Source organism: Cupriavidus necator (assembly GCF_013141915.1).
GTDB classification, from domain to species: Bacteria; Pseudomonadota; Gammaproteobacteria; order Burkholderiales; family Burkholderiaceae; genus Cupriavidus; species Cupriavidus necator_B.
Genome location: NZ_SROX01000010.1, coordinates 88,861 through 114,197, shown reverse-complemented (window position 1 = coordinate 114,197; position 25,337 = coordinate 88,861). Strand labels below are relative to the sequence as shown.

21 protein-coding genes, 1 tRNA gene and 2 riboswitches are annotated in these 25,337 nt (G+C 68.7%); of the genes, 8 read left to right on the top strand and 14 right to left on the bottom strand.

Annotated elements, in window-relative coordinates:
* The 8 genes from E5S69_RS19185 to E5S69_RS19150 all read right to left on the bottom strand — a co-directional run bounded on the left by E5S69_RS19185 (position 1) and on the right by E5S69_RS19150 (position 8,922).
* Positions 1-834: an alpha/beta hydrolase gene (locus E5S69_RS19185; RefSeq protein WP_171516297.1), complete on the bottom strand. Its 834-nt coding sequence runs from the start codon at positions 832-834 to the stop codon at positions 1-3.
* A 19-nt stretch (positions 835-853) separates the two neighbouring features.
* Positions 854-1,327: an OsmC family protein gene (locus tag E5S69_RS19180; RefSeq protein ID WP_171516221.1), complete on the bottom strand. Its 474-nt coding sequence runs from the start codon at positions 1,325-1,327 to the stop codon at positions 854-856.
* Positions 1,328-1,372: 45 nt separating this feature from the next.
* Positions 1,373-2,110, bottom strand: coding sequence for an MBL fold metallo-hydrolase (locus tag E5S69_RS19175; protein WP_171516220.1), 738 nt, complete (start codon positions 2,108-2,110; stop codon positions 1,373-1,375).
* Positions 2,111-2,165: 55 nt separating this feature from the next.
* Entirely contained in the window at positions 2,166-3,542 is a 1,377-nt protein-coding gene (locus E5S69_RS19170; RefSeq protein ID WP_171516219.1) for an L-serine ammonia-lyase, read from the bottom strand.
* Between the two features lie 89 nt (positions 3,543-3,631).
* Complete coding sequence (gcvP, locus tag E5S69_RS19165; RefSeq protein ID WP_171516218.1) at positions 3,632-6,562, bottom strand: aminomethyl-transferring glycine dehydrogenase; 2,931 nt, start codon at positions 6,560-6,562, stop codon at positions 3,632-3,634.
* 99 nt (positions 6,563-6,661) lie between these two features.
* Positions 6,662-7,042: a glycine cleavage system protein GcvH gene (gene gcvH, locus E5S69_RS19160; protein WP_018006183.1), complete on the bottom strand. Its 381-nt coding sequence runs from the start codon at positions 7,040-7,042 to the stop codon at positions 6,662-6,664.
* Between the two features lie 109 nt (positions 7,043-7,151).
* Positions 7,152-8,291 (bottom strand): glycine cleavage system aminomethyltransferase GcvT, encoded by a 1,140-nt coding sequence (gene gcvT, locus E5S69_RS19155; RefSeq protein ID WP_171516217.1) that lies wholly within the window; start codon positions 8,289-8,291, stop codon positions 7,152-7,154.
* Positions 8,292-8,386: 95 nt separating this feature from the next.
* A riboswitch (glycine riboswitch) is annotated at positions 8,387-8,510 on the bottom strand.
* Positions 8,511-8,531: 21 nt separating this feature from the next.
* Positions 8,532-8,619: riboswitch (glycine riboswitch) on the bottom strand.
* A gap of 75 nt (positions 8,620-8,694) precedes the next feature.
* The gene (locus E5S69_RS19150) at positions 8,695-8,922 is read right to left on the bottom strand and encodes a glycine zipper 2TM domain-containing protein (RefSeq protein ID WP_171516216.1); all 228 of its coding nucleotides are present in this window, start codon (positions 8,920-8,922) and stop codon (positions 8,695-8,697) included.
* 286 nt (positions 8,923-9,208) lie between these two features.
* On the opposite strand from E5S69_RS19150, the gene E5S69_RS19145 reads away from it, so the two are divergent.
* Positions 9,209-11,314, top strand: coding sequence for a UvrD-helicase domain-containing protein (locus E5S69_RS19145; protein ID WP_171516215.1), 2,106 nt, complete (start codon positions 9,209-9,211; stop codon positions 11,312-11,314).
* Between the two features lie 22 nt (positions 11,315-11,336).
* On the opposite strand, the gene E5S69_RS19140 is transcribed toward E5S69_RS19145, so the two are convergent.
* Entirely contained in the window at positions 11,337-12,464 is a 1,128-nt protein-coding gene (locus tag E5S69_RS19140) for an ABC transporter substrate-binding protein (protein ID WP_171516214.1), read from the bottom strand.
* A 187-nt stretch (positions 12,465-12,651) separates the two neighbouring features.
* Here E5S69_RS19140 and hemN point away from each other — a divergent pair, with 187 nt between their 5' ends.
* The gene (gene hemN / locus E5S69_RS19135; protein WP_171516213.1) at positions 12,652-14,124 is read left to right on the top strand and encodes an oxygen-independent coproporphyrinogen III oxidase; all 1,473 of its coding nucleotides are present in this window, start codon (positions 12,652-12,654) and stop codon (positions 14,122-14,124) included.
* Positions 14,125-14,209: 85 nt separating this feature from the next.
* Here the strand turns inward: hemN and E5S69_RS19130 are convergent, their stop codons facing one another.
* The gene (locus E5S69_RS19130) at positions 14,210-15,109 is read right to left on the bottom strand and encodes a c-type cytochrome (protein ID WP_171516212.1); all 900 of its coding nucleotides are present in this window, start codon (positions 15,107-15,109) and stop codon (positions 14,210-14,212) included.
* Positions 15,110-15,573: 464 nt separating this feature from the next.
* Between E5S69_RS19130 and E5S69_RS19125 the strand changes: the two genes are divergently transcribed.
* The 3 genes from E5S69_RS19125 to arfB all read left to right on the top strand — a co-directional run bounded on the left by E5S69_RS19125 (position 15,574) and on the right by arfB (position 17,065).
* Positions 15,574-15,649, top strand: a tRNA-Arg gene (locus tag E5S69_RS19125).
* A 167-nt stretch (positions 15,650-15,816) separates the two neighbouring features.
* Entirely contained in the window at positions 15,817-16,632 is an 816-nt protein-coding gene (locus tag E5S69_RS19120; RefSeq protein WP_171516211.1) for a MipA/OmpV family protein, read from the top strand.
* 28 nt (positions 16,633-16,660) lie between these two features.
* Positions 16,661-17,065: an alternative ribosome rescue aminoacyl-tRNA hydrolase ArfB gene (arfB, locus tag E5S69_RS19115; RefSeq protein ID WP_171516210.1), complete on the top strand. Its 405-nt coding sequence runs from the start codon at positions 16,661-16,663 to the stop codon at positions 17,063-17,065.
* A 9-nt stretch (positions 17,066-17,074) separates the two neighbouring features.
* On the opposite strand, the gene htpX is transcribed toward arfB, so the two are convergent.
* Both htpX and E5S69_RS19105 read right to left on the bottom strand, forming a co-directional pair.
* Positions 17,075-17,953: a protease HtpX gene (gene htpX / locus E5S69_RS19110; RefSeq protein WP_092316717.1), complete on the bottom strand. Its 879-nt coding sequence runs from the start codon at positions 17,951-17,953 to the stop codon at positions 17,075-17,077.
* Positions 17,954-18,078: 125 nt separating this feature from the next.
* Positions 18,079-18,447: a hypothetical protein gene (locus tag E5S69_RS19105; protein WP_336510602.1), complete on the bottom strand. Its 369-nt coding sequence runs from the start codon at positions 18,445-18,447 to the stop codon at positions 18,079-18,081.
* Between the two features lie 162 nt (positions 18,448-18,609).
* Here E5S69_RS19105 and E5S69_RS19100 point away from each other — a divergent pair, with 162 nt between their 5' ends.
* The 3 genes from E5S69_RS19100 (at position 18,610) to E5S69_RS19090 (ending at position 20,676) form a co-directional block, all read left to right on the top strand.
* Positions 18,610-19,089, top strand: a complete 480-nt coding sequence (locus E5S69_RS19100; protein WP_171516209.1) for a Cd(II)/Pb(II)-responsive transcriptional regulator — start codon at positions 18,610-18,612, stop codon at positions 19,087-19,089.
* A gap of 491 nt (positions 19,090-19,580) precedes the next feature.
* The gene (rnk, locus tag E5S69_RS19095) at positions 19,581-20,000 is read left to right on the top strand and encodes a nucleoside diphosphate kinase regulator (protein ID WP_171516208.1); all 420 of its coding nucleotides are present in this window, start codon (positions 19,581-19,583) and stop codon (positions 19,998-20,000) included.
* 262 nt (positions 20,001-20,262) lie between these two features.
* A complete protein-coding gene (locus E5S69_RS19090; RefSeq protein ID WP_171516207.1) occupies positions 20,263-20,676 on the top strand; it encodes a hypothetical protein in 414 nt (137 codons plus the stop codon).
* A 156-nt stretch (positions 20,677-20,832) separates the two neighbouring features.
* On the opposite strand, the gene E5S69_RS19085 is transcribed toward E5S69_RS19090, so the two are convergent.
* Together E5S69_RS19085 and ypfJ are read right to left on the bottom strand one after the other, a co-directional pair.
* Positions 20,833-23,997: a multidrug efflux RND transporter permease subunit gene (locus tag E5S69_RS19085; protein WP_171516206.1), complete on the bottom strand. Its 3,165-nt coding sequence runs from the start codon at positions 23,995-23,997 to the stop codon at positions 20,833-20,835.
* 300 nt (positions 23,998-24,297) lie between these two features.
* Positions 24,298-25,164, bottom strand: a complete 867-nt coding sequence (gene ypfJ / locus E5S69_RS19080) for a KPN_02809 family neutral zinc metallopeptidase (RefSeq protein ID WP_171516205.1) — start codon at positions 25,162-25,164, stop codon at positions 24,298-24,300.
* Between the last annotated feature and the right edge of the window lie 173 nt (positions 25,165-25,337).

Genomic DNA, 25,337 nt, shown 5'->3' with positions numbered 1-25,337 from the left:
TCAGTCTGGCCGCGGCAGCAGGAAGGCCAGCGCGTCGCGCCACCAGCCGGCGCCGACATGCCGGGTCCAGTCGTTGTGGCCGGCGCCGTCGATCACCGCCAGCCGCCGCGGTTCGCCCAGCGACGCATGGAGCGCCTCTCCGAAGCGTGCCGGCACGATGGTGTCGCGTTCGGCCACCGCCACCATCACCGGGCGGCCAAAGCCTGCCAGGTTGGCCACGCTGTCGTAGCGGTCGCGCAGAAGCCAGCCGGCCGGCAGCCAGGGATAGTGGTGCGCGGCCAGATGCGCCAGCTTGTCCCACGGTGTGATCAGCAGGACACCGGCAACGTGGTCGCGCTGGCGCGCCGCGGCGGCCGCGGCCACGCCCGCGCCCAGCGATTCGCCGATCAGCAGCAGCGGGCCATCGAACTGCCGCCGCGCCAGCGCGATCGATTGCTCCGCGTCGGCGACGAAGCTGCGTTCGCCCAGCGTGCCCGTGCGCGGCCCGTACGCCGGGTATTCGGCCAGGATCACGCGGATGCCAAGTGGCGCCAGGGCCTGGGCGTAGTAGTCGCGATGCCCCGCATGCCCGGCGTTGCCGTGAAACACCATGGCGGTGGCGCGCACCGGCCCGGGTGGCTCTGCCACCAGCCCGCGAAAATCATCCGGCCCTGGCCAGGCGCGCAAACCGGCCGAGACCATGTCGTCGACCGGCACGCGTTCGGGAAAATAGAGGAAGTGATCCTGCAGCATAGCGATCGCAGCAAGCCCCGCCAGGGCTGCGGCCAGCCACCCCCACAGGGGCGCCCGCGCGGTCCATAGCCGCGCCGGCAGGGGCAGCACGCTGGCGGGCATGGCCATGTGTTTGTGGCGGCTAGGCGCCGGCGTACACCGGTTCGCAGCGCACCTCGGTCCTGACCGAGTTGGCGATAAAGCAGGCCTCGTGCGCGGCGTGGTGCAGGGCGTTGAGCTGATCAAGCGTGGGTTCGCGCTCACCGCCAAACGTGACTTGCGGGCGCAGCGTCACCACGGTCATCGCCATCTGCCCATTGGCGTTCTTTTCCATCACACCGGTGGCCGCGTCCAGGTAGCGGTCGACGACGAAGCGCTGCTTTGCCGCCAGCGACAGGAACCACAGCATGTGGCAGCTGGACAGCGACGCGATGAACATTTCTTCCGGGTCGACCGCGCTGGCATCGGACATCGGCAGCGGCACCACGTGTGGCGACGACGAGCCCGGGACTTCGGCGCCGCCGTCGAAGCGCAGCACATGCCGGCGGCTGTAGCGGTTGCCGGCGAAATCCTGTCCGTCGCGTTGCCACAGGACTTCAGCGGTATAGGTGGACATGCCAGAACTCCTGAGATGGGGAAAGACCTGAGGCCGGAAAAGGCCTCAGGCGCCGTGCGGCACGCTTTCGCCGTCGCGCAGGCCCAGGCGCTGGTTGGCCGGCACGGCGACATCGATCAGCTTGGGGCGTGGCAGGTTCAGGTTGCGCATCATCTCGACGAACTGCTCGCGCGTGTGGCCGGCGACGCGGCTGTTGTGCGCGCGTTCATGGCCGATGGTGGAGACGGTGCGGCCCTTGTAGTCGTGCGCCGGATAGACCAGTGTGTCGTCGGGCAGCGCGAACAGCTTGCGGGTCAGGCTGTCGTACAGCGTACCGGCGTCGCCGGACTGGAAATCGGTGCGGCCGCAGCCATCGATCAGCAGCGCATCGCCGGTGAAGATCCGGCGCACGATGCCGTCGGCGCTGGCTTCTTCCCACAGGTAGCTCATGCTGCCGGCCGTGTGCCCCGGGGTATGGATGGCGCGCAGCACCTGCTTGCCGAAGGCGACCGTGTCGCCGTCGATCAGCTGCTTGTGCGCGGGCTTGATGTCGCAGCCGGACGGCGCGGCGGTATGCGCACCGGTCTGCAAGGCCAGGTGGCCGGCCGAGGTGATGTGGTCGGCATGGGCGTGGGTCTCGATCACCCACGCCAGGCGCGCTCCGGTCTGTTGCAGCAGCGCCAGGTCGCGCTCGAGCTGATGGTCGACCGGATCGATCAGCAGCGCATCCCCGGTGGCGGCGTCGATCAGCAGGTAGGTGAAGGTGGACGAGGTCTCGTCGAACAACTGGTGGAAGGTCTGCATGGCCGTGCTCTTGTTGTTTGCCCCGGGAACGCCGCCATGATACGCCGCACCTTGCCTAGCATTCCACGATATTTACCGCCAGCCCGCCGCGTGCCGTTTCCTTGTACTTGGTCTTCATGTCGGCGCCGGTCTCGCGCATGGTCTTGATCACCGAATCGAGCGATACGTAGTGCGTGCCGTCGCCGCGCAGCGCCATGCGCGCCGCATTGACCGCCTTGACCGAGGCCATCGCATTGCGCTCGATGCACGGGATCTGCACCAGCCCGCCGACCGGGTCGCAGGTCAGGCCCAGGTTGTGCTCCATGCCGATCTCGGCCGCGTTTTCCACTTGTTCCGGGCTGCCGCCCGTCACCGCGGCGAGTGCGCCGGCAGCCATCGAGCAGGCTACGCCGACTTCGCCCTGGCAGCCGACCTCGGCGCCGGAGATCGACGCGTTGAGCTTGTACAGCAGCCCGATCGCGCCGGCGGTCAGCAGGAAGTCGACCACCCCCTCTCGGCTTGCGCCGGGCACGAAGCGGTCATAGTAGTGCAGCACCGCCGGGATGATGCCGGCCGCACCATTGGTCGGCGCCGTGACCACGCGCCCGCCGGCGGCGTTCTCTTCATTGACGGCGATCGCGTACAGGTTGACCCAGTCCATCACCGAGAGCGGATCCGACAGCGTGCGCTCGGCACGCTCGGTCAGGCTGCGGTAGAGCTCGGGCGCGCGCCGCTTCACCTTGAACGGCCCCGGCAGTTCGCCGTCGGTGCGGCAGCCGCGCGCGACGCATGCCTGCATCACGTCCCAGATATGCAGCAGGCCGCTGACGACCGCTTCCTCGCTGCGCCAGGTCAGCTCGTTTTCCAGCATCAGCCGGGCGATGCTCTTGCCGCTGGCGCGGGTCATCTCCAGCAGTTCCTTGCCGCTGCGGAACGGGTGCGGCAACTGCTGCGCGGCATTGAGCACCTGCGTATTGGGCGCGCCGGCGGTAACCACGAAGCCGCCGCCGACCGACAGGTAGCGCGCCTCGCGCAGCGTGGCGCCGCCGCCATCGAAGGCGTGGAACTTCATGCCGTTGGGATGCTCGGCCATGGCCTCGCGCCGGTAGAAGGCGATGTGCTCCTTCTCGATGAAGGGGACCACGTGGCGGCCCAGCAGCGACAGCTCGCGCGTCTTGCGCAAGGCCGCCAGGCGCGTGTCGATGGCCTCCGGATCGATGGTGTCGGGCGCCTCGCCCATCAGGCCCAGGATCACGCCCTTGTCGGTGCCATGGCCCTTGCCGGTGGCGCCAAGCGAGCCGTACAGCTCCACCCGCACGCTGGCGACCTGCGGCAGCAGCCCGTCGCGCTCCAGCCCCTGCGCGAACATCAGCGCCGCGCGCATCGGGCCCACGGTGTGCGAGCTCGACGGGCCGATGCCCACCTTGAACAGATCGAAAACGCTGACTGCCACGGACGGCTCCAGGTTAGCGCCGGCAGACCGGCGGGCGCCGCCTTGCGCGGCGCCCTGAATACAGCTTAGGTTGTGGCCGGGTCGCCGGCTCAGTCCACCACGTAGTCGCTGACCGGCACGCAGGCGCAGAACAGGTTGCGGTCGCCATACACGTTGTCGGCGCGGCCGACCGGCGGCCAGTACTTCTGCGTGCGCAGCGACGCCACCGGGTAGGCGGCTTCCTCGCGCGTGTACTGGTGGGTCCACTCGTTGGCGGTCACCACCGCTGCCGTGTGGGGCGCGTGCTTGAGCGGGTTGTCGTCGCGGTCAAAGGTGCCGTCGGCGACGCGGCCGATCTCCTGCCGGATCGCGATCATGGCGTCGATGAAGCGGTCCAGCTCGTGCAGGGCCTCGCTCTCGGTCGGCTCGATCATCAGCGTGCCGGGCACCGGGAAGCTCATGGTGGGTGCGTGGAAGCCGTAGTCCATCAGGCGCTTGGCCACGTCTTCATTGCTGATGCCGGTTTCCTTCTGCAGCGGGCGCAGGTCCAGGATGCACTCGTGCGCGACCAGGTCATGCTGGCCGGTGTAGAGCACCGGGTAGTACGGCGCCAGGCGCTTGGCGACGTAGTTGGCCGCGAGGATCGCGTTCTCGGTGGCGGCGGTCAGGCCGGCCGAGCCCATCATCGCGATATACATCCACGAGATCGGCAGGATGCTGGCCGAGCCGAACGGCGCCGCCGACACGCCGCCGATGCCGCGCTCGTCGCGGCGGTAGCCGACGCTGTCCTGGTTCGGCAGGAAGTCCGCCAGGTGCGCGCCCACCCCGACCGGCCCCACGCCCGGGCCGCCGCCGCCGTGCGGGATGCAGAAGGTCTTGTGCAGGTTCAGGTGCGACACGTCGCCACCGAACTGCCCTGGCGCGGCGGTGCCGACCATCGCGTTCATGTTGGCGCCGTCGACGTACACCTGGCCGCCGTGCTGGTGCACGATCTCGCAGATCTGCTGCACGCCCTGCTCGAACACGCCGTGCGTGGACGGGTAGGTGATCATGATCGCCGCCAGGTTATTGCTGTGCTGCTCGGCCTTCTTCGCCAGGTCTTCCAGGTCGACGTTGCCATTCTCGTCGCAGGCCACCACAACCACCTTCATGCCGGCCATCTGCGCCGACGCCGGGTTGGTGCCGTGCGCCGACGACGGGATCAGGCAGATGTCACGATGGCTTTCGCCGCGGCTGGCATGGTAGGCGTGGATGATCAGCAGGCCAGCGTACTCGCCTTGCGAGCCGGCGTTGGGCTGCAGGCTGACCGCGGCGTAGCCGGTGGCCGCGCACAGCATGGCCTCGAGCTGGTCGATCATCTCGCGGTAGCCCACGGTCTGGTCCAGCGGCGCGAACGGGTGGATCTGGCTGAACTCGGGCCAGGTCACCGGAATCATCTCGCTGGTCGCGTTCAGCTTCATCGTGCACGAGCCCAGCGGGATCATGGTGCGGTCCAGCGCCAGGTCCTTGTCGGCCAGCATGCGCAGGTAGCGCAGCATTTCATGCTCGGCGTGGTGCGTGTTGAAGACCGGATGCGTCAGATAGGCACTGGTACGTGCCAGCGCGGGCGGGAAGGCATCGGACGCGGCGGCCTCGAGCTTGTCGAAGTCCACTTCCGCGGGCAGCGGCTTGCCCTGCATGAACACTTCCCACAGTGCGATCACGTCGGCGCGGGTGGCGGTCTCGTCCAGCGAGATGCCGACGCGGGTGGCACCGGCATGGCGCAGGTTGATGCCGCGCGCGGTGGCGGCGGCATGGATCGCATCGGTGTTGAAGCCGGTTTCCAGCGTCAGCGTGTCGAAGAAGCTGGCGTTGGTGCGCGCGAAGCCGAGCGCTTCCAGGCCCGCGGCCAGCGTCGCGGTCAGCCGGTGCACGCGTTGCGCGATGCGCTTCAGGCCCTGCGGGCCATGGTAGACGGCGTACATCGACGCCATCACCGCCAGGAGCACCTGCGCGGTACAGATGTTGGAGGTCGCCTTCTCGCGGCGGATATGCTGCTCGCGCGTCTGCAGCGCCAGGCGGTACGCCTGGTTGCCTTGCGCATCGATGGTCACGCCGACCAGCCGGCCGGGCATCGAGCGCTTGAACGCGTCCTTCACCGCCATGTAGCCGGCGTGCGGGCCGCCAAAGCCCAGCGGCACGCCGAAGCGCTGCGAATTGCCCACGGCCACGTCGGCACCCCATTCGCCGGGGGCGGCAATCAGGGTCAGCGCCAGCAGGTCGGCGGCGGCCACCACCAGGCCGCCGGCGGCGTGCACGGCGTCGGCAATGGCGCGGTAGTCGTTGATGTCACCGTTCACGCCCGGGTATTGCAGCAGCACGCCAAAGGCGCCCGCTGCGGCGGCATCGGCGGCGGGCCCGACCTTGACTTGGATGCCCAGCGGCAGCGCGCGCGTGCGCACCACTTCCAGCGTCTGCGGCAGCACGTCGTCGGCGACGAAGAAGGTGTTCGAGTCGTGCTTGTTCACGCGCTGCAGCAGCGTCATGGCTTCGGCCGCTGCGGTGCCTTCATCCAGCATCGACGCATTGGCGATGTCCAGACCGGTCAAATCGGTGACCATCTGCTGGAAGTTCAGCATCGCTTCCAGGCGGCCCTGCGAGATCTCGGGCTGGTAGGGCGTATAGGCGGTGTACCAGGCAGGGTTCTCGAAGATATTGCGCAGGATGACGCCAGGCGTGATGGTGTTGAAGTAGCCCTGGCCGATAAAGCTCTTCAGGACCTTGTTCTTGCCTGCCAGCGCGCGCAGCTTAGCCAGCGCAGCCTCTTCGCTCAGCGGCTCGGTGAACTCGCCCATCGGCATGCCGTCGCGGCGGCGGATGGCGGCGGGGATCACGGCGTCGATCAGCGCGACGCGGCTGTCATAGCCGAGCACCTTGAGCATGTGCTGCTGCTCGGGGGTGTCGGGGCCGATATGGCGGGCGGCGAAGGCGTCGCGCGCCTCCAGTTCGGCCAGCGTGGGCCGGGTTGCTTGGGCGGCGTTCATGGGCAGCGGGGCGTTCATGGGCAAGAACCTCGTGGGAGGGCGCAGCGGCAGGTGGTCAGCCGTGCCGCGGCGCCGCGAATGCGGTGTGCCGATCCCTGGCGCGGGACCGGCGGGCGATCAGGCGCCGACGCTGGCCTTGTAGGCGTCGGCCGACATCAGGCCGTTGACGTCGTCGCCGTTGGCCGGCTTGAGCTTGAACAGCCACGCGTCGAAGGCGTTGGCGTTGACGCTTTCCGGCGCGGCCGTGGCGGCCTCGTTGACGGCGATCACTTCGCCGGCCACCGGGGCGTAGATATCGGACGCCGCCTTCACCGATTCCACCACGGCCAGCGCGTCGCCGGCACCGACCGACTTGCCCACTTCAGGCAGTTCCAGGAAGACGATGTCGCCCAGGGCATCCTGGGCGTGGTCGGTGATGCCGATGGTGAGCGTGCCGTCGGCTTCGACGCGCACCCACTCATGCGACTCGGTGTACTTGAGGTCAGCGGGGAAATTCATGAAGGTTCTCCGGATTCAGATCTGTTTCTTGTTGGGTGATGCCTGCCCGGCGCGGATTGCAAAACGCGCCGGCAGGCGAGGGCGACCGTTGGGTGAGCGGGGCTTTCCCTTAGCTCACGAGTGCCTTGCCATGACGCACAAACGGCAGTTTAACCACAGTCGCGTTGAGTTTGCGGTCGCGGATCTCCACCTGCACGGTGTCGCCCACGTTCACGCCCTGCGGCAGGCGCGCGAAGGCGATCGATTGCGACAGCGAGGGGCTGAAGGTGCCGCTGGTGATTTCACCGTCACCGGCGGGGGTAATGACTTTCTGGTGGGCGCGCAGCACGCCGCCCGCTTTTCCTTCCGTAGGACGCAGGATCAGGCCGAGAAACTGCTGCTGTTGCCCTTTGGCGGCCAGCGCCGCCTTGCCGGTGAAGTCGCGCTCGCTCTGCAGGTCGACGGTCCACGCCAGGCCCGCGTCCAGCGGCGAGACGTTGATATCCATGTCCTGGCCATACAGGTTCATGCCCGCTTCCAGGCGCAGCGTGTCGCGCGCCCCCAGGCCGGCCGGGCGCACACCCGCGGCATTCAGTTTTTCCCAAAGGCCGGCAACGCTGGCGGCCGGGACCACCAGTTCGAAGCCGTCTTCGCCGGTGTAGCCGGTGCGCGCCACCATCACTTCGCCCAGGGCGGGGTCCTGCACCACCACGGCGTTGAAGGGCTTGAGCGCATCGGAGGGCTGGGTCGACGGGAAGGTGCTCCACACTTTGGCGCGGGCGTTAGGGCCTTGCACGGCGACGATCGCCAGCGGCTGCACGCCCGCGGGCGCGACATCTTCACGGCGCGGCGTGATGGTCACGCCGCTGCCGGTGGCGTCGTTGCGGGCACGGATCCAGTCGATATCGCCGACCGCGGTGCCGGCGTTGACCACCAGGCGGAAACGGTCCTCGGCGAAGAAATAGACGATCAGGTCGTCGATGACGCCGCCGTTCTCGTCGAGCATGCAGGAATAGAGCGCCTTGCCGGGGGTCTGCAGCTTGTCGACGTTGTTGGCCAGCAGGCCGCGCAGGAAGCTGCGGGTATTGGGGCCGGCGAGATCGACCACGCACATGTGCGAGACGTCGAACATGCCGGCATCGTTGCGCACGGCGTTGTGTTCTTCGATCTGGGAGCCGTAGTTGACCGGCATGTCCCAGCCGCCGAAGTCGACCATGCGGGCGCCGAGGGCGCGGTGAATAGCGTTGAGGGGCGTGGCCTGGAGCGTCATGGGATCCTCGGGGGCAGTCTCGGTTGGCGAAAACAAAAAAGGGTCATCCGCTGCAACGATCGCCTGGCTGTAATGCCAGGCAATCCGCTGCAGCGGATGACCCCTCTGTCCTCGATACCTGAGAGATTACGAGGCGGACCTGGTCGATCCCTCCTCGCGCGCCCCTTCGGTGGGCACGCTCGCCACGAATGGCGGGTGCCGCTCTCCAGAGTGCGGCATGCATCGTGTGCATGTTGCATGCCGATCCGACCGGTCCGTGGTGCCTGAGAGTTTTCGGGTGATACCCCTTCGGCGGCGCAAGCGATGCGCGCTCTCCCGGTTGGATGCGCGCAATGTACGGGAGGCCCCGGCCTTTGTCAAACCACGGCCGGAGCCTGCCGTACCCGCAGCTGCGTGGCAGGATTTACTTCTTCTTGTCGTCGGTGACCACGTTGCCGATGACGCCACCCACCGCGGCGCCGCCCAGCGTACCCAGCGCGCTGCCGTCCGTGAGGACGGCGCCGCCGACGGCGCCGGCACCCGCGCCAATGGCGGTATTACGTTGCTTCGGGGTCATGTCCGCGCAACCGGCAAAGGCCGCGACCGTCATGCCGATCAGGGTCACCTTGGTCAAAGCTTGCAGGGATTTCATGGTTTGGCTCCGATGTGATGATTTATGCATGCCCAAGTCCTCCGACAGGCCGAGGGACACACTTGTTAGAGCGTCGTAGTGCGCAATCGGCTCCGGTCTTTACGAAGTGTTACGCCGGTGACACAAACAGTCCTGCGCACGCGGATTACGCTGACTGACCTGCCGCCGCGTGCGTGTTAACATCGGCAGCTTTGCCGCCGGTCCTGTTGACGGGATGCGGCGCGCCCCGCCTGCCTCGCCGCCCTTTCCGATCGATTCCGTTGCCGCCCCCAAAGCGCCTTCCCGCATGACCCATGGCCTGAACCCCGCCCAATCCGAAGCCGTCCGCTACCTGGACGGGCCATGCCTGGTGCTGGCCGGCGCGGGCTCGGGCAAGACCCGGGTGATCACGCAGAAGATCGCGCATCTGATCGAGGACAAGGGCTTCGAGCCGCGCCATATCGCCGCCGTCACCTTTACCAACAAGGCGGCCAAGGAAATGCAGGAGCGCATCGCCAAGCTGATGGAGGGCAAGACCACGCGCGAGGGCAAGCGCATTCCGCTCAAGCAGCTGACGGTCTGCACCTTCCACTCGCTCGGGGTGCAGATCCTGCGCATGGAAGCCGAGCACGTCGGCCTGAAGCCCCAGTTCTCGATCATGGATTCGGACGACTGCTTCGGCCTGATCCAGGAGCAACTGGGCACCACCGACAAGAAGCTGATCCGCGGCGTGCAGAGCACGATCTCGCTGTGGAAGAACGGCATGGTCGACCCGGAAGCCGCGATCGCGCAGGCCGCGGTTTCCGGTAATGCCGACGAGCACCAGGCCGCGCTGGTCTACCGCAACTACGTGGCCACGCTGAATGCGTACCAGGCCGTGGATTTCGACGACCTGATCCGCCTGCCGGCCGAACTGTTCGCGCGCGATGAAGCGGTCCGGCTCAAGTGGCAGAACCGCCTGCGCTATTTCCTGGTCGACGAATACCAGGACACCAACGCTTGCCAGTACCAGTTGCTGAAGCTGCTGGCCGGCGGTTCGCACCTGCGCGCGCCGGCGTTCACCGCGGTCGGCGACGACGACCAGGCCATCTACGGCTGGCGTGGCGCCACGCTGGACAACCTGCGCGGGCTGCAGACCGACTTCCCGGACCTGAAGGTGATCAAGCTGGAGCAGAACTACCGCTCCACCGTGCGCATCCTGGAAGCGGCCAACGCCGTCATCGCCAACAATCCCAAGCTGTTCGACAAGAAGCTGTGGAGCGAGCACGGCATGGGCGACCCCATCGCCATCCACCCGATGAACGACGAGGAGCACGAGGCCGAGTCGGTGGTGTTCCGCCTGTCCGCGCACAAGTTCGAGCGCCGCGCGCAGTTCCGCGACTATGCCATCTTGTACCGCGGCAACCACCAGGCGCGGCTGTTCGAGCAGATCCTGCGGCGCGAGCGCATCCCGTACGTGCTGTCGGGCGGCCAGAGCTTCTTTGACAAGGCCGAGATCAAGGACATCTGCGCCTACCTGCGCCTGATCGCCAACCCCGACGACGATCCCGCCTTTATCCGCGCCATCACCACGCCGCGCCGCGGGGTTGGCAACACCACGCTGGAAGTGCTGGGCACCTTCGCCGGCCAGGCCAAGGTGTCGCTGTTCGAGGCGGCGATGATGGGCGGCATCGAGGGCAAACTGCAGCCGCGCCAGCTGGAACCGCTGCGCGTGTTCTGCGAATCGATGGTGCGGCTGGCCGACCGTGCCGCTAAGGACCCGGCCACCGAGGTGCTCGACGACCTGATGGCAGGCATCCACTACGAGGCCTACCTGTACGACAGTTTTGACGAACGGCAGGCGCAGTCGCGCTGGACCAATACCCTGGAATTCCTCGACTGGCTCAAGCGCAAGGGCACCAAGCCCGAGGGGACGGAGGGCGAGGCAGCCACCGGCTTCGATTCCGCGGACGGGTTCGGCAGCGAAGGCAAGAACCTGCTTGAACTGACGCAGACCGTGGCGCTGATGAGCATGCTCGAAGGCCGCGAGGAAGATCCCGACGCGGTGCGGCTGTCCACGCTGCATGCGTCCAAGGGGCTGGAGTATCCGCATGTGTTCCTGGTCGGCGTGGAAGAGGGCATCCTGCCCCACTGCCGCGAGGACGAGGACATGAGCGACGAGAAGATCGAGGAAGAACGGCGCCTGATGTACGTGGGCATTACGCGCGCCCAGCGCAGCCTGCATGTCAGTTGGTGCAAGAAGCGCAAGCGCGCGAGAGAAACCTATTCGTGCCAGCCGTCCCGCTTTATCGGCGAGATGAAGCTGGAAGAGGCACCCGCGCCGGTCGACGCGACCCCGGCGATGAGCCCCAAGGACCGCCTCGGCGCGCTCAAGGCCCTGCTCGGCAATGGCGGCAAGGCGGTGGCCGGCTGAGCCATTCCGGCGCGGTCGAACACTACTTCGCGCCTGACACGGCCAGCGTGACGTACTGCGAGCCGCGCTGCCCGCGCGTGAAGTCGAGCGTGAAGTCACCCACGTCGAAGCGCCCCTGCAATGCGCGCCGCAGTTCGGCCGGGCTACCCGTGCGCGCGCTCTGCAGCGCCCGCGCCAGCCAGGCGGCGCCGATATAGCCGGCCAGCGTTGCCGGCGAGGGTGGCTCGTCGAGATACTGCTTCATGCGCGCCACGTGTTCCTTCACCACCCGTAACGTGGCCTGCTGCGGGCCCGGCGCCACCTGGGTCAGCAGCAGGCCGCCGGCGTAGCCGCGGCCCAGGATCTCGCGCGCGGCATTGGCGCTGACCGAGGACAGGCCGACCAGGAACCCGTACCAGCCCTGCGCCGCCAGCTCCCGGCCCAGTTCGGCATAGGCCAGGGTGTCGCCGGCGACGATCACCGCGCCCGGACGCGTCGCCGCAATGCGCCGGGCCGCGGCTGCGCCGGTGCCTTCCAGCAGCACGGCGCGGGTGCCCGCTTGCGCCTCCAGCCGGGCCAGCGACGAGACGGCAAAATCCGGTGCCACAGCCAGCGCGAGGCGCGTCAGTCCGTAGCCACGCAACTGCTGCGCGGCGGCGTCGAGTTCAGCCTGGTAGTCGGCGCGCGTGAACCAGACATTGTCGGCGGCCAGCGCCAGCCCGGACAGCGGCGCCACGATCTGCATGCCGCGCCGGGCCAGTTCGGCGGATGACGCCAGCGCGGGCAGCAAGCGGTCGCCGGGGCCGAACAACAGCCCGGCATGCTCGGTATCGGCGAGCGACACCGCCTGTGCCAGCGCGCGGCGCGGATCCGGATCCGCATCGCGCACGACATGCAGGATGCGCACCGGGCCGCCGCCGGCGTTGACGGCATCGAACATGACCTTGGCCCCGGCCAGGTAGTCACGCGCCAGGTCGGATTGCGCGCCGTTGCGGTCGAGCAGATGCCCGACCACCACCGTGCGCGGCGCCTGTGCCAGGGCGGCAAGCGCAGGCAGGGCCAGCGCCATGCCGGTCGCGGCAAGCAGCCGGCGCCGGCCGGCGTGTGCCGGCAGTTGGCCGCGCAGCACTGGGTACGGCGCGGGCGTTGGGGATCGGCGGGAAAGTGACATGGCCAGGAAAGGGTAGGGATCGCGCGGGCGCGGTGGCGCGCAGCGTACCCGTCACCCATGACGCCAATGTGACGCACGCGCGCAGGCTCGATACGAGCGGCCGCGGCTCCCGCTTGACGGCGGTCAAGCCCCTGGCGCCGGCACGGTCCTACGATGACGTGTCACACACCCATTCCCCCGCGCCCCCATGAACCCGTCTGCCATGACTTCCCCCGCGCTCGACCGCGGCGCTCTTTCCGACTTCCGCGCGCTGGCCGGGCGCATTGACGGCAACGGTCCGCGCTATACCTCCTACCCGACCGCGGACCGGTTCCACAACGGTCCGGACCTGTCGCTGTACCACGATGCACTGGACGCCTGCCGCGCCGACGCGCCCGCGCCGTTGTCGCTGTACCTGCATATCCCGTTCTGCGAGAACATCTGCTACTACTGCGGCTGCAACAAGATCATCACGCGCGACCACGGCCGCAGCGCGCGCTACGTCACCTACCTGGGCCGCGAGATGGCGCTCGTGGCCGGGCGCCTGGGCACGCGCCGGCAGGTGCTCCAGTCGCACTGGGGCGGCGGCACGCCGACCTTCCTGAACCCGGAAGAAATGCGCCGCGTGATGGCCTTGCTGAACACGCACTTCACGCTGGCGGCCGAGGGCGAGCACTCGATCGAGATCGACCCGCGCCGCGTCGACCAGGCCCGCGTGGCGCTGCTGGCCGAACTTGGCTTCAACCGCGTCAGCCTGGGCGTGCAGGATTTCGACCCCGAGGTGCAGCAGGCCATCCACCGCATCCAGCCGTTCGAGGAGACCCGCGCCGTGGTCGATGCCGCGCGCGCGCTGGGCTTCCGCTCGGTCAGCCTGGACCTGATCTACGGCCTGCCGCACCAGACCGCGGCGCGCTTTGGCCGCACCATCGACCAGGTGCTGGCGCTGCGTCCCGACCGGCTTTCGGTCTACAGCTACGCCCACCTGCCGCATGTGTTCAAGCCCCAGCGCCGCATCGACGAAACGGCGTTGCCGCCGGCCGGCGAGAAGCTCGACATCCTGGTCTCGACCATCGAGCGGCTGACCGCCGAGGGCTATGTCTATATCGGCATGGACCACTTCGCGCTACCGGACGACGACCTCGCCGTGGCCCAGCGCGAGGGCCGGCTGCAGCGCAACTTCCAGGGCTATTCGACGCACGCCGGCTACGACCAGGTCGGGCTCGGCATCTCGGCGATCGGCGCGATCGCCGGACGCTACGTGCAGAACGCGCGCACGCTCGACGACTACTACGGCGCGCTCGACCAGGGCCGCCTGCCGCTGGCGCGCGGCGTGGCGATGACGGCCGACGACCACCTGCGGCGCGAGATGATCGGGGACCTGATGTGCCATGGCGTGCTCGACCTGGCCGGCATCGAGGCGCGGCACGGCATCGATTTCAACCTGACCTTTGCCGCGGAGCTGGCCGAGCTGGACCGCCTGGCCGCGGACGGGCTGGTGCGCTGCGAGCCCGGGCGCATCACCGTGACGCCGCTGGGCCGGCTGCTGGTGCGCCGCGTGGCGATGGTGTTCGACCGCTACCTGCGCGACGACGCCGCGCGGCCGCTCGACAACGGTGCCCGCGCCGCCAACGATGGCGCCCAGCCGATCCGCATCGTGCCGCGCTACTCGCGCGTGGTGTAACGCGCAACGATCCGCCCGGACAAGGCTGACACGGGCACAAAAAAACCGCGCCAAAAGCGCGGTTTTTTTTGCGACGGGAGCCGGCTTACTTGGCGGCGTTGGCCATGTAGTCCGAGGCGGCGATCACGTCGGCGTCCGGGCCGGCATAGCCACCCTTGGGCGGCATCACGCCCTTGCCCTTGAGTGCGAAGTTGTGGACGGCGTCCATGCCTTCCTTCAGGCGCGGGGCCCAGGCGGCCTTGTCGCCAAACTTGGGCGCACCGGCCACGCCGGCAGCGTGGCAGGCGGCGCAGACTTGCTCGTAGACCTTCTTGCCCACTTCGGCCGAGGCCGCTGCAGGCGCGGCCGGTGCGGCGGCAGTCGCTGCGGCGACCGGGGCGGCCGGAGCAGCCGGCGCGGCAGGGGCCGGCGCCGCAGCGGCAGCCGGCGCGGCGGCTTCAGAGGCTGCGGCCGTGGCCGGTGCGGCAGCGGCCGGGGCAGCCGGCTCGGGGAACTTGGCGCCACCAGCGTCGGCCATGTAGACCACGGCGCGGGACAGTTCGTAATCGGTGTAGTCGTCCGGGGTGCTGCCGGCGCGCGGCGGCATCGCGCCCTTGCCATGGAGCACGGACTTCATCAGGCCTTCGAAGCCCTGGCCGATGCGCGCGGACCAGTCGCCGGCGTTACCGTACTTCGGCGCACCCGCCGCGCCGGTGGCGTGGCAGGCGGCGCAGATTTCCTTGTAGACCTGTTCGCCGGTCTTGAACACGCGCGGCGCGTTCGGATCCTTGATTTCGAGCGAGGCGACCGGCTTGATGCGGTCGTTGACGGCTTCGGCGGTGGTAACCGCGCCGGCGCTTTCGGTCGAGCCGTGTCCGACGAAGTTGACCAGCAGGATGATCACGATGATCGGCACCAGGAACGCCGCGATCACGACTGCGATCAACTGCTTCGGGGTTTTGATGGGAGACTCGTGTTCGGGGTGTTCGTTGTGGACGTCGCTCATACAGAACTCTCAGTTTTGCAGGAAACCTTCTGGCCGCTTACGCTCGGCTTGCTTTTTCTGGCCCTGGCGTGGCCTTTCGCTGACCACTGTCCGGCCCTATCCGGACCGCCCGCGCTCTCCTGCGGCCCTTGCCTGACTTGGGTCTGTTGCCTTTGCGTGCCTCGGACTGTCTCCCGGACCGGGGCCCGATTGTCGCCCACAACCAGCCGCGCGGATTTGACCCCGGTCGACTCGCTGCGCCTGACGGCGCGACGGGCACGATTTGACGCAAATAGCTGGCGATTATAGCCCCAAAGCCCCCCTGCCAGTGCCAAAAAGCGGCGGTTGCGAGACGTTCCCTGACGCCCTCGCCAGGCCCGCATGGACGGCGCCCGGCAAAAGCGGTATCCTATGCGACTTTCCTGCGGCGGCACTCGCCCGCCGCAACCGCTGTACCCGCAAAACCGGTTGAAAAACCGTCCCGCGCGCCCGTAGCTCAATGGATAGAGTACTGCCCTCCGAAGGCAGGGGTTGCTGGTTCGATCCCAGCCGGGCGCGCCAAATTTCCTCCGATAGGTCAGGTGCTGCTGCCCGTGCGCGACAGGCAAGCTTTAACTCGCGCGCTGAAAACTTTCATCACGCGTTTGGCGATGGCGGCTTGCCGGTGCTGATAGATTTCCAGACTCCACCGAACCGGGCGCGCCGATGCCGCCGTTGCGCAGACAGCCATGGCTATTCCGACGAACCTCCTTCGCTGGCTGGCAGGACTGGCGCTCGCCAGCGCAGGGGCCGCAACCATTGCCACACCGCTCGACCTTCCCGGCTCACTGCCCAACATGGCCGGCCTGGGCATCGGGTCCACCACGGAATTTGCCGGCGGCAAGGACCGCATGGTCGGCGTGGTGCCCGGCCTGCGCTATGTCACGCCGGGCGGCCGGTTGCTGGAATGGTACGGGCCTTATGCCCAGTTCAATTTCGGCGGGCTGACCGGGTTCCAGTGGGGACCGGCGGCGGGCTTGCGGCTGGGCCGTAACGACGTGGACGATCCGGTGGTGTCGCGCCTGCACGAGATCGACACCACGGTCGAGGCCGGCGGCTTCATCGGCTACGAGTACATCCATTCGGGCTCTGTCCCGTGGCGGCTGCGCGGCGGCGTCAACGTGATGACCAACGCCGGCATCGTCTATGGCGGCGCGCGCGTCAGCGCCACCGGCTCGCTGTGGGTGCCGCTGCACCCCCGTCTCTACGCGGGCGCGGGGCTGGGTGCCACCTGGGTCAGCGGCAGCTTCAATCGCACCTATTTCGGCGTGACGCCGGCCGATGCGGCAGCCAGCGGGCTGCCGGCCTACAGCCCGGGCGGCGGTCTCGAGCAGTTCACCGGCTGGCTGGCGCTGATCTGGCAACTCGACAAGCACTGGTATGGCGGCGCGATGGTGTATGGCCAGCGCCTGACCGGCGATGCCGCCGATAGCCCCATCGTGACCCAGCGCGGCACCCGCAACCAGATCACCTACGGCGTCGGCCTGGCTTATGCCTGGCGCTAGCACCGGCGGCGCTTGCTATGATCGGACCATGACCGACGACCTCGCCATCCCCCATCACGAATACCTGATCACCGCGATCCGGGCGCAGGGGGCGGGCGGCCAGAACATCAACAAGGTGTCCAATGCCGTGCACTTGCGCTATGACGTGCGCGCGTCGTCGCTCGCCCCCGACCACAAGGAACGGCTGCTGGCGCTGCACGACCACCGCATCACGCGCGACGGCGTGGTGGTGATCAAGGCGCAGCAATTCCGCAGCCTCGACCAGAACCGCGACGAGGCGGTGCGGCGCCTGCATGAGCTGGTGCGCAGCGTGGCCACGCCGCCGCGCGTGCGCCGGCCGACGCGGCCGACGCTGGCGTCGCGCCAGCGCCGGCTGGACAGCAAGAGCCAGCGCAGCCAGGTCAAGTCAATGCGCGGCCGGGTGTTCGACTGAACCCTGGCGTCAGCGCGCCGACTGCAGCGCGGCGATGCGCTGCTCGATCGGCGGGTGGCTCGAGAACAGCGCCATCCACGACTTGCCGCCGGCGATTCCCATGGCCTGCATATTCTGCGGCAGTCCGTCCGGATCGAGCCCGCCCAGGCGGCGCAGGGCCGCCACCATCGGCGTGGGGGTGCCCATCATGCCGGCGGCGCCGGCATCGGCGCGGAACTCGCGGCGGCGCGAGAACCACGCCACGATGATGCTGGCCAGGATGCCGAACACGATCTCGCACACGATCACCGTGACCATGTAGCCGATGCCCGGGCCGCTCGACTCCTCATCGTTCTTGCGCAGCATCGAATCGACGAAGTAGCCGACCACGCGCGCCAGGAAGATCACGAAGGTGTTGACCACGCCCTGGATCAGCGTCAGCGTGACCATGTCGCCGTTGGCGACGTGCGCCACTTCGTGCGCCAGCACGGCCTCCACCTCTTCGTGCGACATCGATTGCAGCAGGCCGGTGGACACCGCCACCAGCGAGCTGTTTTTGGTCGCCCCGGTGGCGAAGGCATTGGGTTCGCCTTCGTAGATGGCCACTTCCGGCATCGGCAGGCCGGCGCGCTGCGCCAGCTTTTCGACGGTCTGCACCAGCCACAGCTCGGTGCTGGTGCTGGGATGGGTGATGACCTGCGCGCCGGTCGACCACTTGGCAATGGTCTTCGACATCAGCAGCGAGATAAAGGCGCCGCCGAAGCCCATCAGCGCGGCAAAGGCCAGCAGCATGCCAAGGTTGAGGCCGTTGGCGGTCAGGAAGCGGTTTACCCCGAGCACGCTGGCGGTGATGCTGAGGACAAGCATGACGGCGAGGTTGGTCGCCAGGAAAAGCAATACGCGTTTCATGTGAGTGGGGAGCAGTATGTGTAGCGCATGGCAGCGCAAGGATGCGGTCGGACCGCAGGCGCGTGCCGCACGCTAGGGCGCGGCACGCGAGTTCAGGCGGGCGCGGCCGGGCCGCGCCGGGAAGATCAGGAGGTGCGCGGCGGGCGCGGCAGTCGTGGCAGGTCTGGTTCGGGCAGCACGGCGCCGGCATAGCGCGGTGGCCCGGTGCGGCCGGCCGCGGCGGCCAGGCGCAAGGGCGGGGCGGGCAGCAGCTGTTCAGCCAGGTCGGCACCAGGCTGCCACTGCGGCTCGGCGGCTTCGGGGACCGGCAAGGAATCGCTGGCGGGGTGGCCCGCCGCGGCCACGTCGGCAGCGTCGTCTGCGTTAAGGGCGATGGCTGGTGCGGCCGCGACTTCGGCGGTGGTCGCCACGGCGTGCGCGAACGCCGCCGCCCAACCCGGCAGGGGCAGGGTGGCCAGCATCATGACCAGCAGGAGCAGCCGCAGGGCGCGCACGAAAGAGACGGCTTATCGATGAAAGAGGAAGGAATTCTACAGGATGCCGCATGGCCGCACTTGCCGGTCCACCGGCCGGACGTGGACGCCTGCAGGATGTCCGAGACTGGATTAAACTACCCCTAACCCTGTAGTTGTTACAGGGTATGGCGAGGATCAGCGATGCGTATCGGCGAACTCTCTCGGTCCAGCGGCTGCGATGTCGAGACCATCCGCTATTACGAGCGCGAAGGGCTGCTCGACGCGCCCCGGCGCGAGGCCAACGGCTATCGACGCTATGACGACGCCCACCTGGTGCAGCTGAATTTCGTGCGCCATTGCCGTTCGCTCGGGATGAGCCTGTCCGACGTACGGCGGCTGCGCGAGTTCGAGCGCAACCCGTCGCGCGACTGTGACGATATCAACACGTTGCTGGACCGCCAGATCGCGCAGATCCATGCCCAGCGTGTGGCGCTCGAGGCGCTGGAGGGCCAGCTGCGGGCGCTGCGCGAGACCTGCCGCCATCATCAGCCCGCCAGCGAATGCGGCATCCTGCAGAACCTGCAGCAGGCCGCCGCCGGGGCCGGGTGCGAATGCCATGCCGCCGGGCAGGATGGCGCACACGAAGGCGCCACGCAAGCCGGGCATGCCGCCAACGGGTGACGACCGCGCCCGCGCCACTATGCTACGATGCCTGTTCCCGGGTCCGCACCAGCACGGTGCACAGGCCTGACGGCAGCCAGCCTGCCGAACCCTCCGCTGCGACGGACCTGATTTTCCGCATGACCATGACTGATCGCCTGACGCCGATGCCCGATGCGCCTGTCCGCCCGATGCGGACCGGCAGCGCGCGTCCGTCCGCGATTGGCCTGGCCCCCAGCCTCCCCCAGCGCGCCAAGCGCGCGATGTCTCCCCGCCGGATCAGCGCACCGCCTGATTCCGCCCGGTTCCCAGCCTGATTCGTCTCCCATAGCGGGGCCCGGGCCGAACCGGGCCCGAGCCAGCGTTTCCGTATTTGCCGGCGATCGCCGCAACGCATTTGCCGATCCGTTGATATCCGCGCCGCTGCGCGGCAAGCCAACCCGCAAGACCTGACCGCCGCCGCCCGCCATACCGGCCGGCCGCGCCCACCCACGACTGCCGGAGGACCCGCCATGACGGCCACCAAGACCCAGACCGCCACCCTGTACCTGACCGAACTCGACGTCACCCGCCTGGAGCGCATCGCCAGCCGCGCCGGCTCCGCCCAGCTCGAGGACATGCTCGACAGCCTGCTGGCGCGCGCCACCGTCGTCGCGCCCGAGGAGATTCCGACCGATGTGGTCACCATGAACACCCGCGTGGTGTGCACGCTGCCCGGCGAGCAGGCACCGCGCCACTGGACCCTGGTGTACCCCGACGCGGCCGATTTCGACGCCGGCCGGCTCTCGGTGCTGTCGCCGGTGGGGCAGGCGCTGCTGGGCGCGCGCGCCGGGCAGACCGTCAGCTACCGCCTGCCGGATGGCCGCGAACAGCAGGTAAGCGTGACCGGGATCGCGTTCCAGCCCGAAGCCAGCGGCCAGTACACGCTCTGAACGCCGGCCCCGCGGGTGCGGCCGCCGCCACGCGCACGCGCGCGCGGCGGCGTGTCGCCGGCGATCCGCGGACACCATTCATCGGCAAGCCGGTCGTTTCACGACTCGCAACGCACCATTCGTCGCAGCGGTATTTCTGCTGGCGCGGGCTGTGACTAATCTTCAGTCCGTGCTCGCATCGCAACATTGATTGCAGGGCGGCCGGAGTCTCATCCCGGACCAATACAAGAAAGAACGACGAAATCAGTTGAAGGAGTCCCAAATGATCGCCAGACGTATCCTTGGCGGCGCGCTGGTGTTCGCGGCGGTAGCCGCGTCCGCTGCAGCGATGGCTGCCCCCGCCGCCAGCAAGGTTGGCAAGTTTGATGTGTATGCCGACGCGCTGCGGGTCGGCAAGTACGACGTGTATACGGACGGCGCCAAGCAAGGCAAGTTCGACACCTATACCGACGGCGCCCGCACCGGCCGCTTCGATCCGTACTCCGAAGGTTCGCGCCGCGATGGCAAGTTCGACAGCTTCAGCGAAGGGGCGCACAGCTTCAGCGGCGAGATCTCGAAGCAGGGCAAGTTCGATACCTTCAGCGAAGGCACGCACACGTTCACGGGTGACGTGGCCGAGCGCGCGCTCGACAACTCGCGCACCGGCGACGGCTCGCTGTACGGCTATCGCGTCTGATACCGGGTCTGCCTCAAGACCTCGCGCGGCCACTGCGGTGGCCGCAAGTTTTCTCTCCCGCCTGCCCGGCCGACCTCCTCCTCCTTCTCTCTTCGCCAGGCAGGCGTTTTTCTATTCCGTGACGCCGCTGCCGCATCGGCATCCGCCTGAAGGCGGCTATGCCGAGGGCGGCGGCATCGCCGTTGCCTCGTGTTCCGGTGGTTCCGGTGCCGGCTGCACGCGCGGCAAGCGGCGCGCGATGACCGCATATAGCAGCGGCACCGCCAGCGTGCCCAGCACCGTCGCGCCCAGCATGCCGCCCAGCACGCCGGTGCCGACCGCCTGCTGCGCACCCGCGCCGGGGCCGGTGCTGATAGCCAGCGGCACCACGCCGAGCACGAATGCCAGCGAGGTCATCACCACCGGCCGCAGCCGCTGGCGCGCCGCGCGCGTGGCCGCTTCGACCACATCCATGGCGCCCCCGGCGCCGCGCCGCAGCTGCTCGGCATATTCGACGATCAGGATCGCGTTCTTGGCCGCCAGCCCCATGATCACCACCACGCCCACCTTGAAGTAGACGTCGTTGGGCATGCCGCGCAGCCAGATCGCGGCGGCTGCGCCCATCAGGCCGGTAGGCACGATCGCGATCACCGCCAGCGGCAAGGTCCAGCTTTCATACAGCGCCACCAGGCACAGGAAGATAAACAGCAACGACAGCGCAAACAGCCACGGCGCCTGCGTGCCGGTCTGTTCCTGCTCATAGGCGCGGCCGGTCCAGCGCACGTCGTATTCGGGCCCCAGCTCGCGCACCAGTTCGGCCAGCCGCGTCATCGCCGCGCCGGTGGTGTAGCCCGGCGCCACTTCGGCATTGATGCGCACCGAGCTGAAGCCGTCGAAGCGTTCCAGCGTGACCTCGCCGCGCCCCCATTCCAGCGTCGCGAAGGCGGCCAGCGACACCATCGTCCCCTGCGCGTTGCGCACATGCACGCGCGCCAGCTGTTCGGGCTGCATGCGGAACGGGGCGTCGGCCTGCAGGATCACGCGCCGCACGCGGCCTTCGCGCGCGACCTCGTCGATATAGCGCGAGCCCAGCGTCGCCGACAGCGTGTGGTGCACGGCTTCGGCATCGACGCCGAAGGCCTCGGCCTTGCGGTAGTCGATCTTCAGGTCGAGCGCCGGCACGGGCTGGCCGGTGGTGGCCCGCACCTCGCCCAGCGCCGGGTCCTGCCTGGCGCGCTCGATCAGCTTGTCGCGCGCGGCGAAGAGCGCCTCGCGCCCCACCGGCTGGCGCGCCACGAGGCGGAGGTCCAGGCCGCCGATGCTGCCCAGTTCCGGCAGCGCCGAGCTGTTGTAGGCGAACAGTTGCGCGGCGCCACGGCCGGGCCAGCGTTCCAGCCCGGCCGAGAGCCGTTCCAGCACCGCCTGCGCGGTGTGCTCGCGCCCGCGCGCGTGCCAGTCGGCCAGGCCGATAAACAGGCTGGCGCGCTGCTCGCCGCTGCCGCCGCTGCCGCCGCTGGACCAGCCCAGCACGGCAAAGCTGGAGCGCACCGGGTAGTGCTGGTCGCGCATCCACTGTTCCAGGCTGGCGACCAGGCGGCGCGTGTCGGCCTGGGTGCTGCCGGCGGGCAGCTCGACATCGACCACAATCTCGCCGGTGTCCTCTTCCGGCAGGAAGCCGCTCGGCATCTTCCACAGTGCATAGCCGCACGCCAGCGTCAGCGCCAGGTACACCGCCAGCCAGCGCAGCCGCCGGCGCTGCAGCGCCTGGACCCAGCCGGCATAGCGTGCGGTGAATGCGGCGAAGCGGGCATCGAACCATGCCAGCGGCCCGCGCGCCGGCGCCGCGCTGTGGCGCAGCAGGCTGGCGCACATCGCCGGCGCGAGCGTCAGCGCAAAGAACAGCGAGAACGCGATCGACACTGCCAGCGTCACGGCGAAATGCCGGTAGATCACGCCCACCGCGCTGCCGAAGAACGCCATAGGTACGAACACCGCGCACAGCACCAGCGTCACCGCGACCAATGCGCCGGAGACTTCGCGCATCGAGCGCGCCGCGGCCTGCATCGCGTCCACGCCATCGGCGCGCATGATGCGCTCGACGTTTTCCACCACGACGATGGCGTCGTCGACCAGGATGCCGATCGCCAGCACCACGCCGAACAGCGTGATCACGTTCAGCGACAGGCCCAGCGCGTACAGGCACGCGACCGTGCCCAGCAGCGACACCGGCACCACGATGCACGGGATCAGCGTGGCGCGCAGGTTGCCGAGGAACAGGTACAGGATCAGGAATACCAGTACCGTAGCCTCGACCAGGGTCAGCACCACGCGGGAGATCGACGCCTTGACGAAGGTGGCGCCGTCATACGAGATCTCATAGCGCACGTCGCCCGGGAAGCCTTTGCTGGCGGCATCCAGCGCGGCGCGCACGGTGCGCGAGGTCTGCAGCACGTTGGCGCCATCGGCCAGCTTCAGGCCGATCGACGCGGCGTTGCGCGTGTTCAGCGTGGAGCCATAGCGGTAGTCGCTGGCGGCCAGCTCCACCCGCGCCACGTCGCGCAACAGCACCGCCGAGCCGTCGGTGGCGGCGCGCACCACGATGCGCCCGAACGCCTGCGCGTCGCGCATTGGCGCGGGCGGGCGCACGATCGCCTGGAACGGCTGGCCCGGCACCGCTGGCGCGCCACCCAGCTGGCCGGGCGTCACGTTGCCGTTGCGCGCGCGGATGGCGGCTTCGACCTCGGCCGTGGTCAGGTTGAAGGCGTGCAGCTTGTCGGGGTCGAACCAGATCCGCAGGGCGTACTCGGCGCCGTAGGGCTCGGCCTTGCCGATGCCGGGCAGGCGGCGCAGCAGCGGCAGCACCGAGCCCGCGGCAAAGTCGCCCAGCGCGGTCTCGTCCAGCTGGCCGCTGTCCGAGACCAGCGACACATACATGAAGGCGCTGCTGCTGGCCTGGTCGACATAGACCCCGCCGCGGCGCACTGCTTCGGGCAACAGCGGCTCGGCCTGGGCCACGCGGTTGCGCACGTTGACCTGCGCCAGTTGCGGGTCGGTGCCCTGGCGGAAGCCCAGCGTCACCGTGGCGGTGCCGCCCTCGCTGCTGGCATCGAGGTAGAGCAGGCCCGGGATGCCGTGCATCTGCTGCTCCAGCACCGCGGTGACGCGATCCTCGACCGTGCGCGCGGACGCGCCGGGGTAATCGGCATAGATGATCACCGTGGGCGGCGCCACCGCCGGGTACTGGGCGATGGGGATGCGGTTCAGGGCCACCAAGCCCGCCACTACGGTCAGGATGGCCAGCACCCAGGCGAACGCCGGGCGCTTCAGGAAAAACGACGCCATGTCAGGTCAGGGCTGGCACGGGCGCACGGCAAGTGCAGATTGGCCGCGGCTCCGGTGCGGTTGGAACGGAACGGCTTGGGTGCGGAGACGCCGCCAAGACTGCGGCAAGTGGTGCGTACCGAGGTACGGGGGTCCGGCGGGAGGGGACCCGGCGCTGCGGCGGGAAGGATCGGCAAGGATCAACGCCGGCAACCGGCCGTCATACTGCGGCCTTGCCGGCGATTATAGACAGGGAAGCGGGCCTGGACAACGCAAACGTCACATTGCCGCCCCCCACGGAGGTTGGGGAGGGTGCGGCGCCTACAGGTCGCGCGCGGCGAAGGCGTCGCACTTGCGGATGTCGCCGGACTCCAGGCCGCGGCGCAGCCAGCGCACGCGCTGCTCGCTCGAGCCATGGGTAAACGCTTCCGGCACGACATAGCCCTGCGACCGGCGCTGCAGCCGGTCGTCGCCCACGGCGGCGGCGGCCTTCAGGCCTTCCTCGATATCGCCGGGTTCCAGCAGTTGCTGGTTGGCGCGCTGCGCGGTGGCCGCCCACACGCCGGCCAGGCAGTCGGCCTGGAGTTCGACGCGCACCGACAGCTGGTTGGCCTGCGCCTCGCCCATGCGGCGGCGCGCGTTGTCTACCTTGTCCGAAACGCCCAGCAGGTTCTGCACATGGTGGCCGATCTCGTGCGCGATCACATAAGCCTGGGCAAAGTCGCCGCCGGCGCCGAAGCGCTGGCGCAATTCGTCATAGAAGGCCAGGTCGATATAGACCTTCTGGTCGCCGGGGCAGTAGAACGGGCCCATCGCCGACTGGCCGGTGCCGCACGCGGTCGGGGTGGCGCCGGAGAACAGTACCAGCGTCGGCGGCGCATAGCGGCGGTTCAGCTGGGTTTCGAAGATGTGTTGCCAGGTGCGCTCGGTATTGCCCAGCACCTTGCGCGTGAACACGGTCATCTGGTCGGTCGCGGGCGGGCGGTTGGCCTGCTGCTGTTGCTGCGGACCGGAGCCCTGCAGCACCGACGCGCCCTGCATGATCAGCATCGGGTCGATGCCGAAGAAGTACGACGCCGCCAGCGCGATGATGACCGTGCCGATGCCGATCGACTTGCCGCCGAGGCCGCCGAATCCACCGCGGCGGTCTTCAACGTGCTGGCTTTCGCCTTCGTCATCTAGGCGCATGGGGGCTCCGGGGCGTGGGGAAGTGGACAGGGAAAGATGGAATTCAGTATAGCAATCCGCGCTTCCCCGCTGGCCTCCGGGCGTCGCGCCGGGCCGGCCGCCCGCGCGCCGCTGGGGCAAAAAAAACACCGCCCACTCGCCCTGGAGACGGGCAATGCGGGCGGTGTGCGGCA

What these genes read in the sequence shown, in the direction of transcription:
- E5S69_RS19185 (WP_171516297.1), bottom strand. Translation starts at nt 834, where the DNA reads ATGCCCGCCAGCGTGCTGCCCCTGCCGGCGCGGCTATGGACCGCGCGG.
- E5S69_RS19180 (WP_171516221.1), bottom strand. Translation starts at nt 1,327, where the DNA reads ATGTCCACCTATACCGCTGAAGTCCTGTGGCAACGCGACGGACAGGAT.
- E5S69_RS19175 (WP_171516220.1), bottom strand. Translation starts at nt 2,110, where the DNA reads ATGCAGACCTTCCACCAGTTGTTCGACGAGACCTCGTCCACCTTCACC.
- gcvP (WP_171516218.1), bottom strand. Translation starts at nt 6,562, where the DNA reads ATGAACGCCCCGCTGCCCATGAACGCCGCCCAAGCAACCCGGCCCACG.
- gcvH (WP_018006183.1), bottom strand. Translation starts at nt 7,042, where the DNA reads ATGAATTTCCCCGCTGACCTCAAGTACACCGAGTCGCATGAGTGGGTG.
- gcvT (WP_171516217.1), bottom strand. Translation starts at nt 8,291, where the DNA reads ATGACGCTCCAGGCCACGCCCCTCAACGCTATTCACCGCGCCCTCGGC.
- E5S69_RS19150 (WP_171516216.1), bottom strand. Translation starts at nt 8,922, where the DNA reads ATGAAATCCCTGCAAGCTTTGACCAAGGTGACCCTGATCGGCATGACG.
- E5S69_RS19145 (WP_171516215.1), top strand. Translation starts at nt 9,209, where the DNA reads ATGACCCATGGCCTGAACCCCGCCCAATCCGAAGCCGTCCGCTACCTG.
- E5S69_RS19140 (WP_171516214.1), bottom strand. Translation starts at nt 12,464, where the DNA reads ATGTCACTTTCCCGCCGATCCCCAACGCCCGCGCCGTACCCAGTGCTG.
- hemN (WP_171516213.1), top strand. Translation starts at nt 12,652, where the DNA reads ATGAACCCGTCTGCCATGACTTCCCCCGCGCTCGACCGCGGCGCTCTT.
- E5S69_RS19130 (WP_171516212.1), bottom strand. Translation starts at nt 15,109, where the DNA reads ATGAGCGACGTCCACAACGAACACCCCGAACACGAGTCTCCCATCAAA.
- E5S69_RS19120 (WP_171516211.1), top strand. Translation starts at nt 15,817, where the DNA reads ATGGCTATTCCGACGAACCTCCTTCGCTGGCTGGCAGGACTGGCGCTC.
- arfB (WP_171516210.1), top strand. Translation starts at nt 16,661, where the DNA reads ATGACCGACGACCTCGCCATCCCCCATCACGAATACCTGATCACCGCG.
- htpX (WP_092316717.1), bottom strand. Translation starts at nt 17,953, where the DNA reads ATGAAACGCGTATTGCTTTTCCTGGCGACCAACCTCGCCGTCATGCTT.
- E5S69_RS19100 (WP_171516209.1), top strand. Translation starts at nt 18,610, where the DNA reads ATGCGTATCGGCGAACTCTCTCGGTCCAGCGGCTGCGATGTCGAGACC.
- rnk (WP_171516208.1), top strand. Translation starts at nt 19,581, where the DNA reads ATGACGGCCACCAAGACCCAGACCGCCACCCTGTACCTGACCGAACTC.
- E5S69_RS19090 (WP_171516207.1), top strand. Translation starts at nt 20,263, where the DNA reads ATGATCGCCAGACGTATCCTTGGCGGCGCGCTGGTGTTCGCGGCGGTA.
- E5S69_RS19085 (WP_171516206.1), bottom strand. Translation starts at nt 23,997, where the DNA reads ATGGCGTCGTTTTTCCTGAAGCGCCCGGCGTTCGCCTGGGTGCTGGCC.
- ypfJ (WP_171516205.1), bottom strand. Translation starts at nt 25,164, where the DNA reads ATGCGCCTAGATGACGAAGGCGAAAGCCAGCACGTTGAAGACCGCCGC.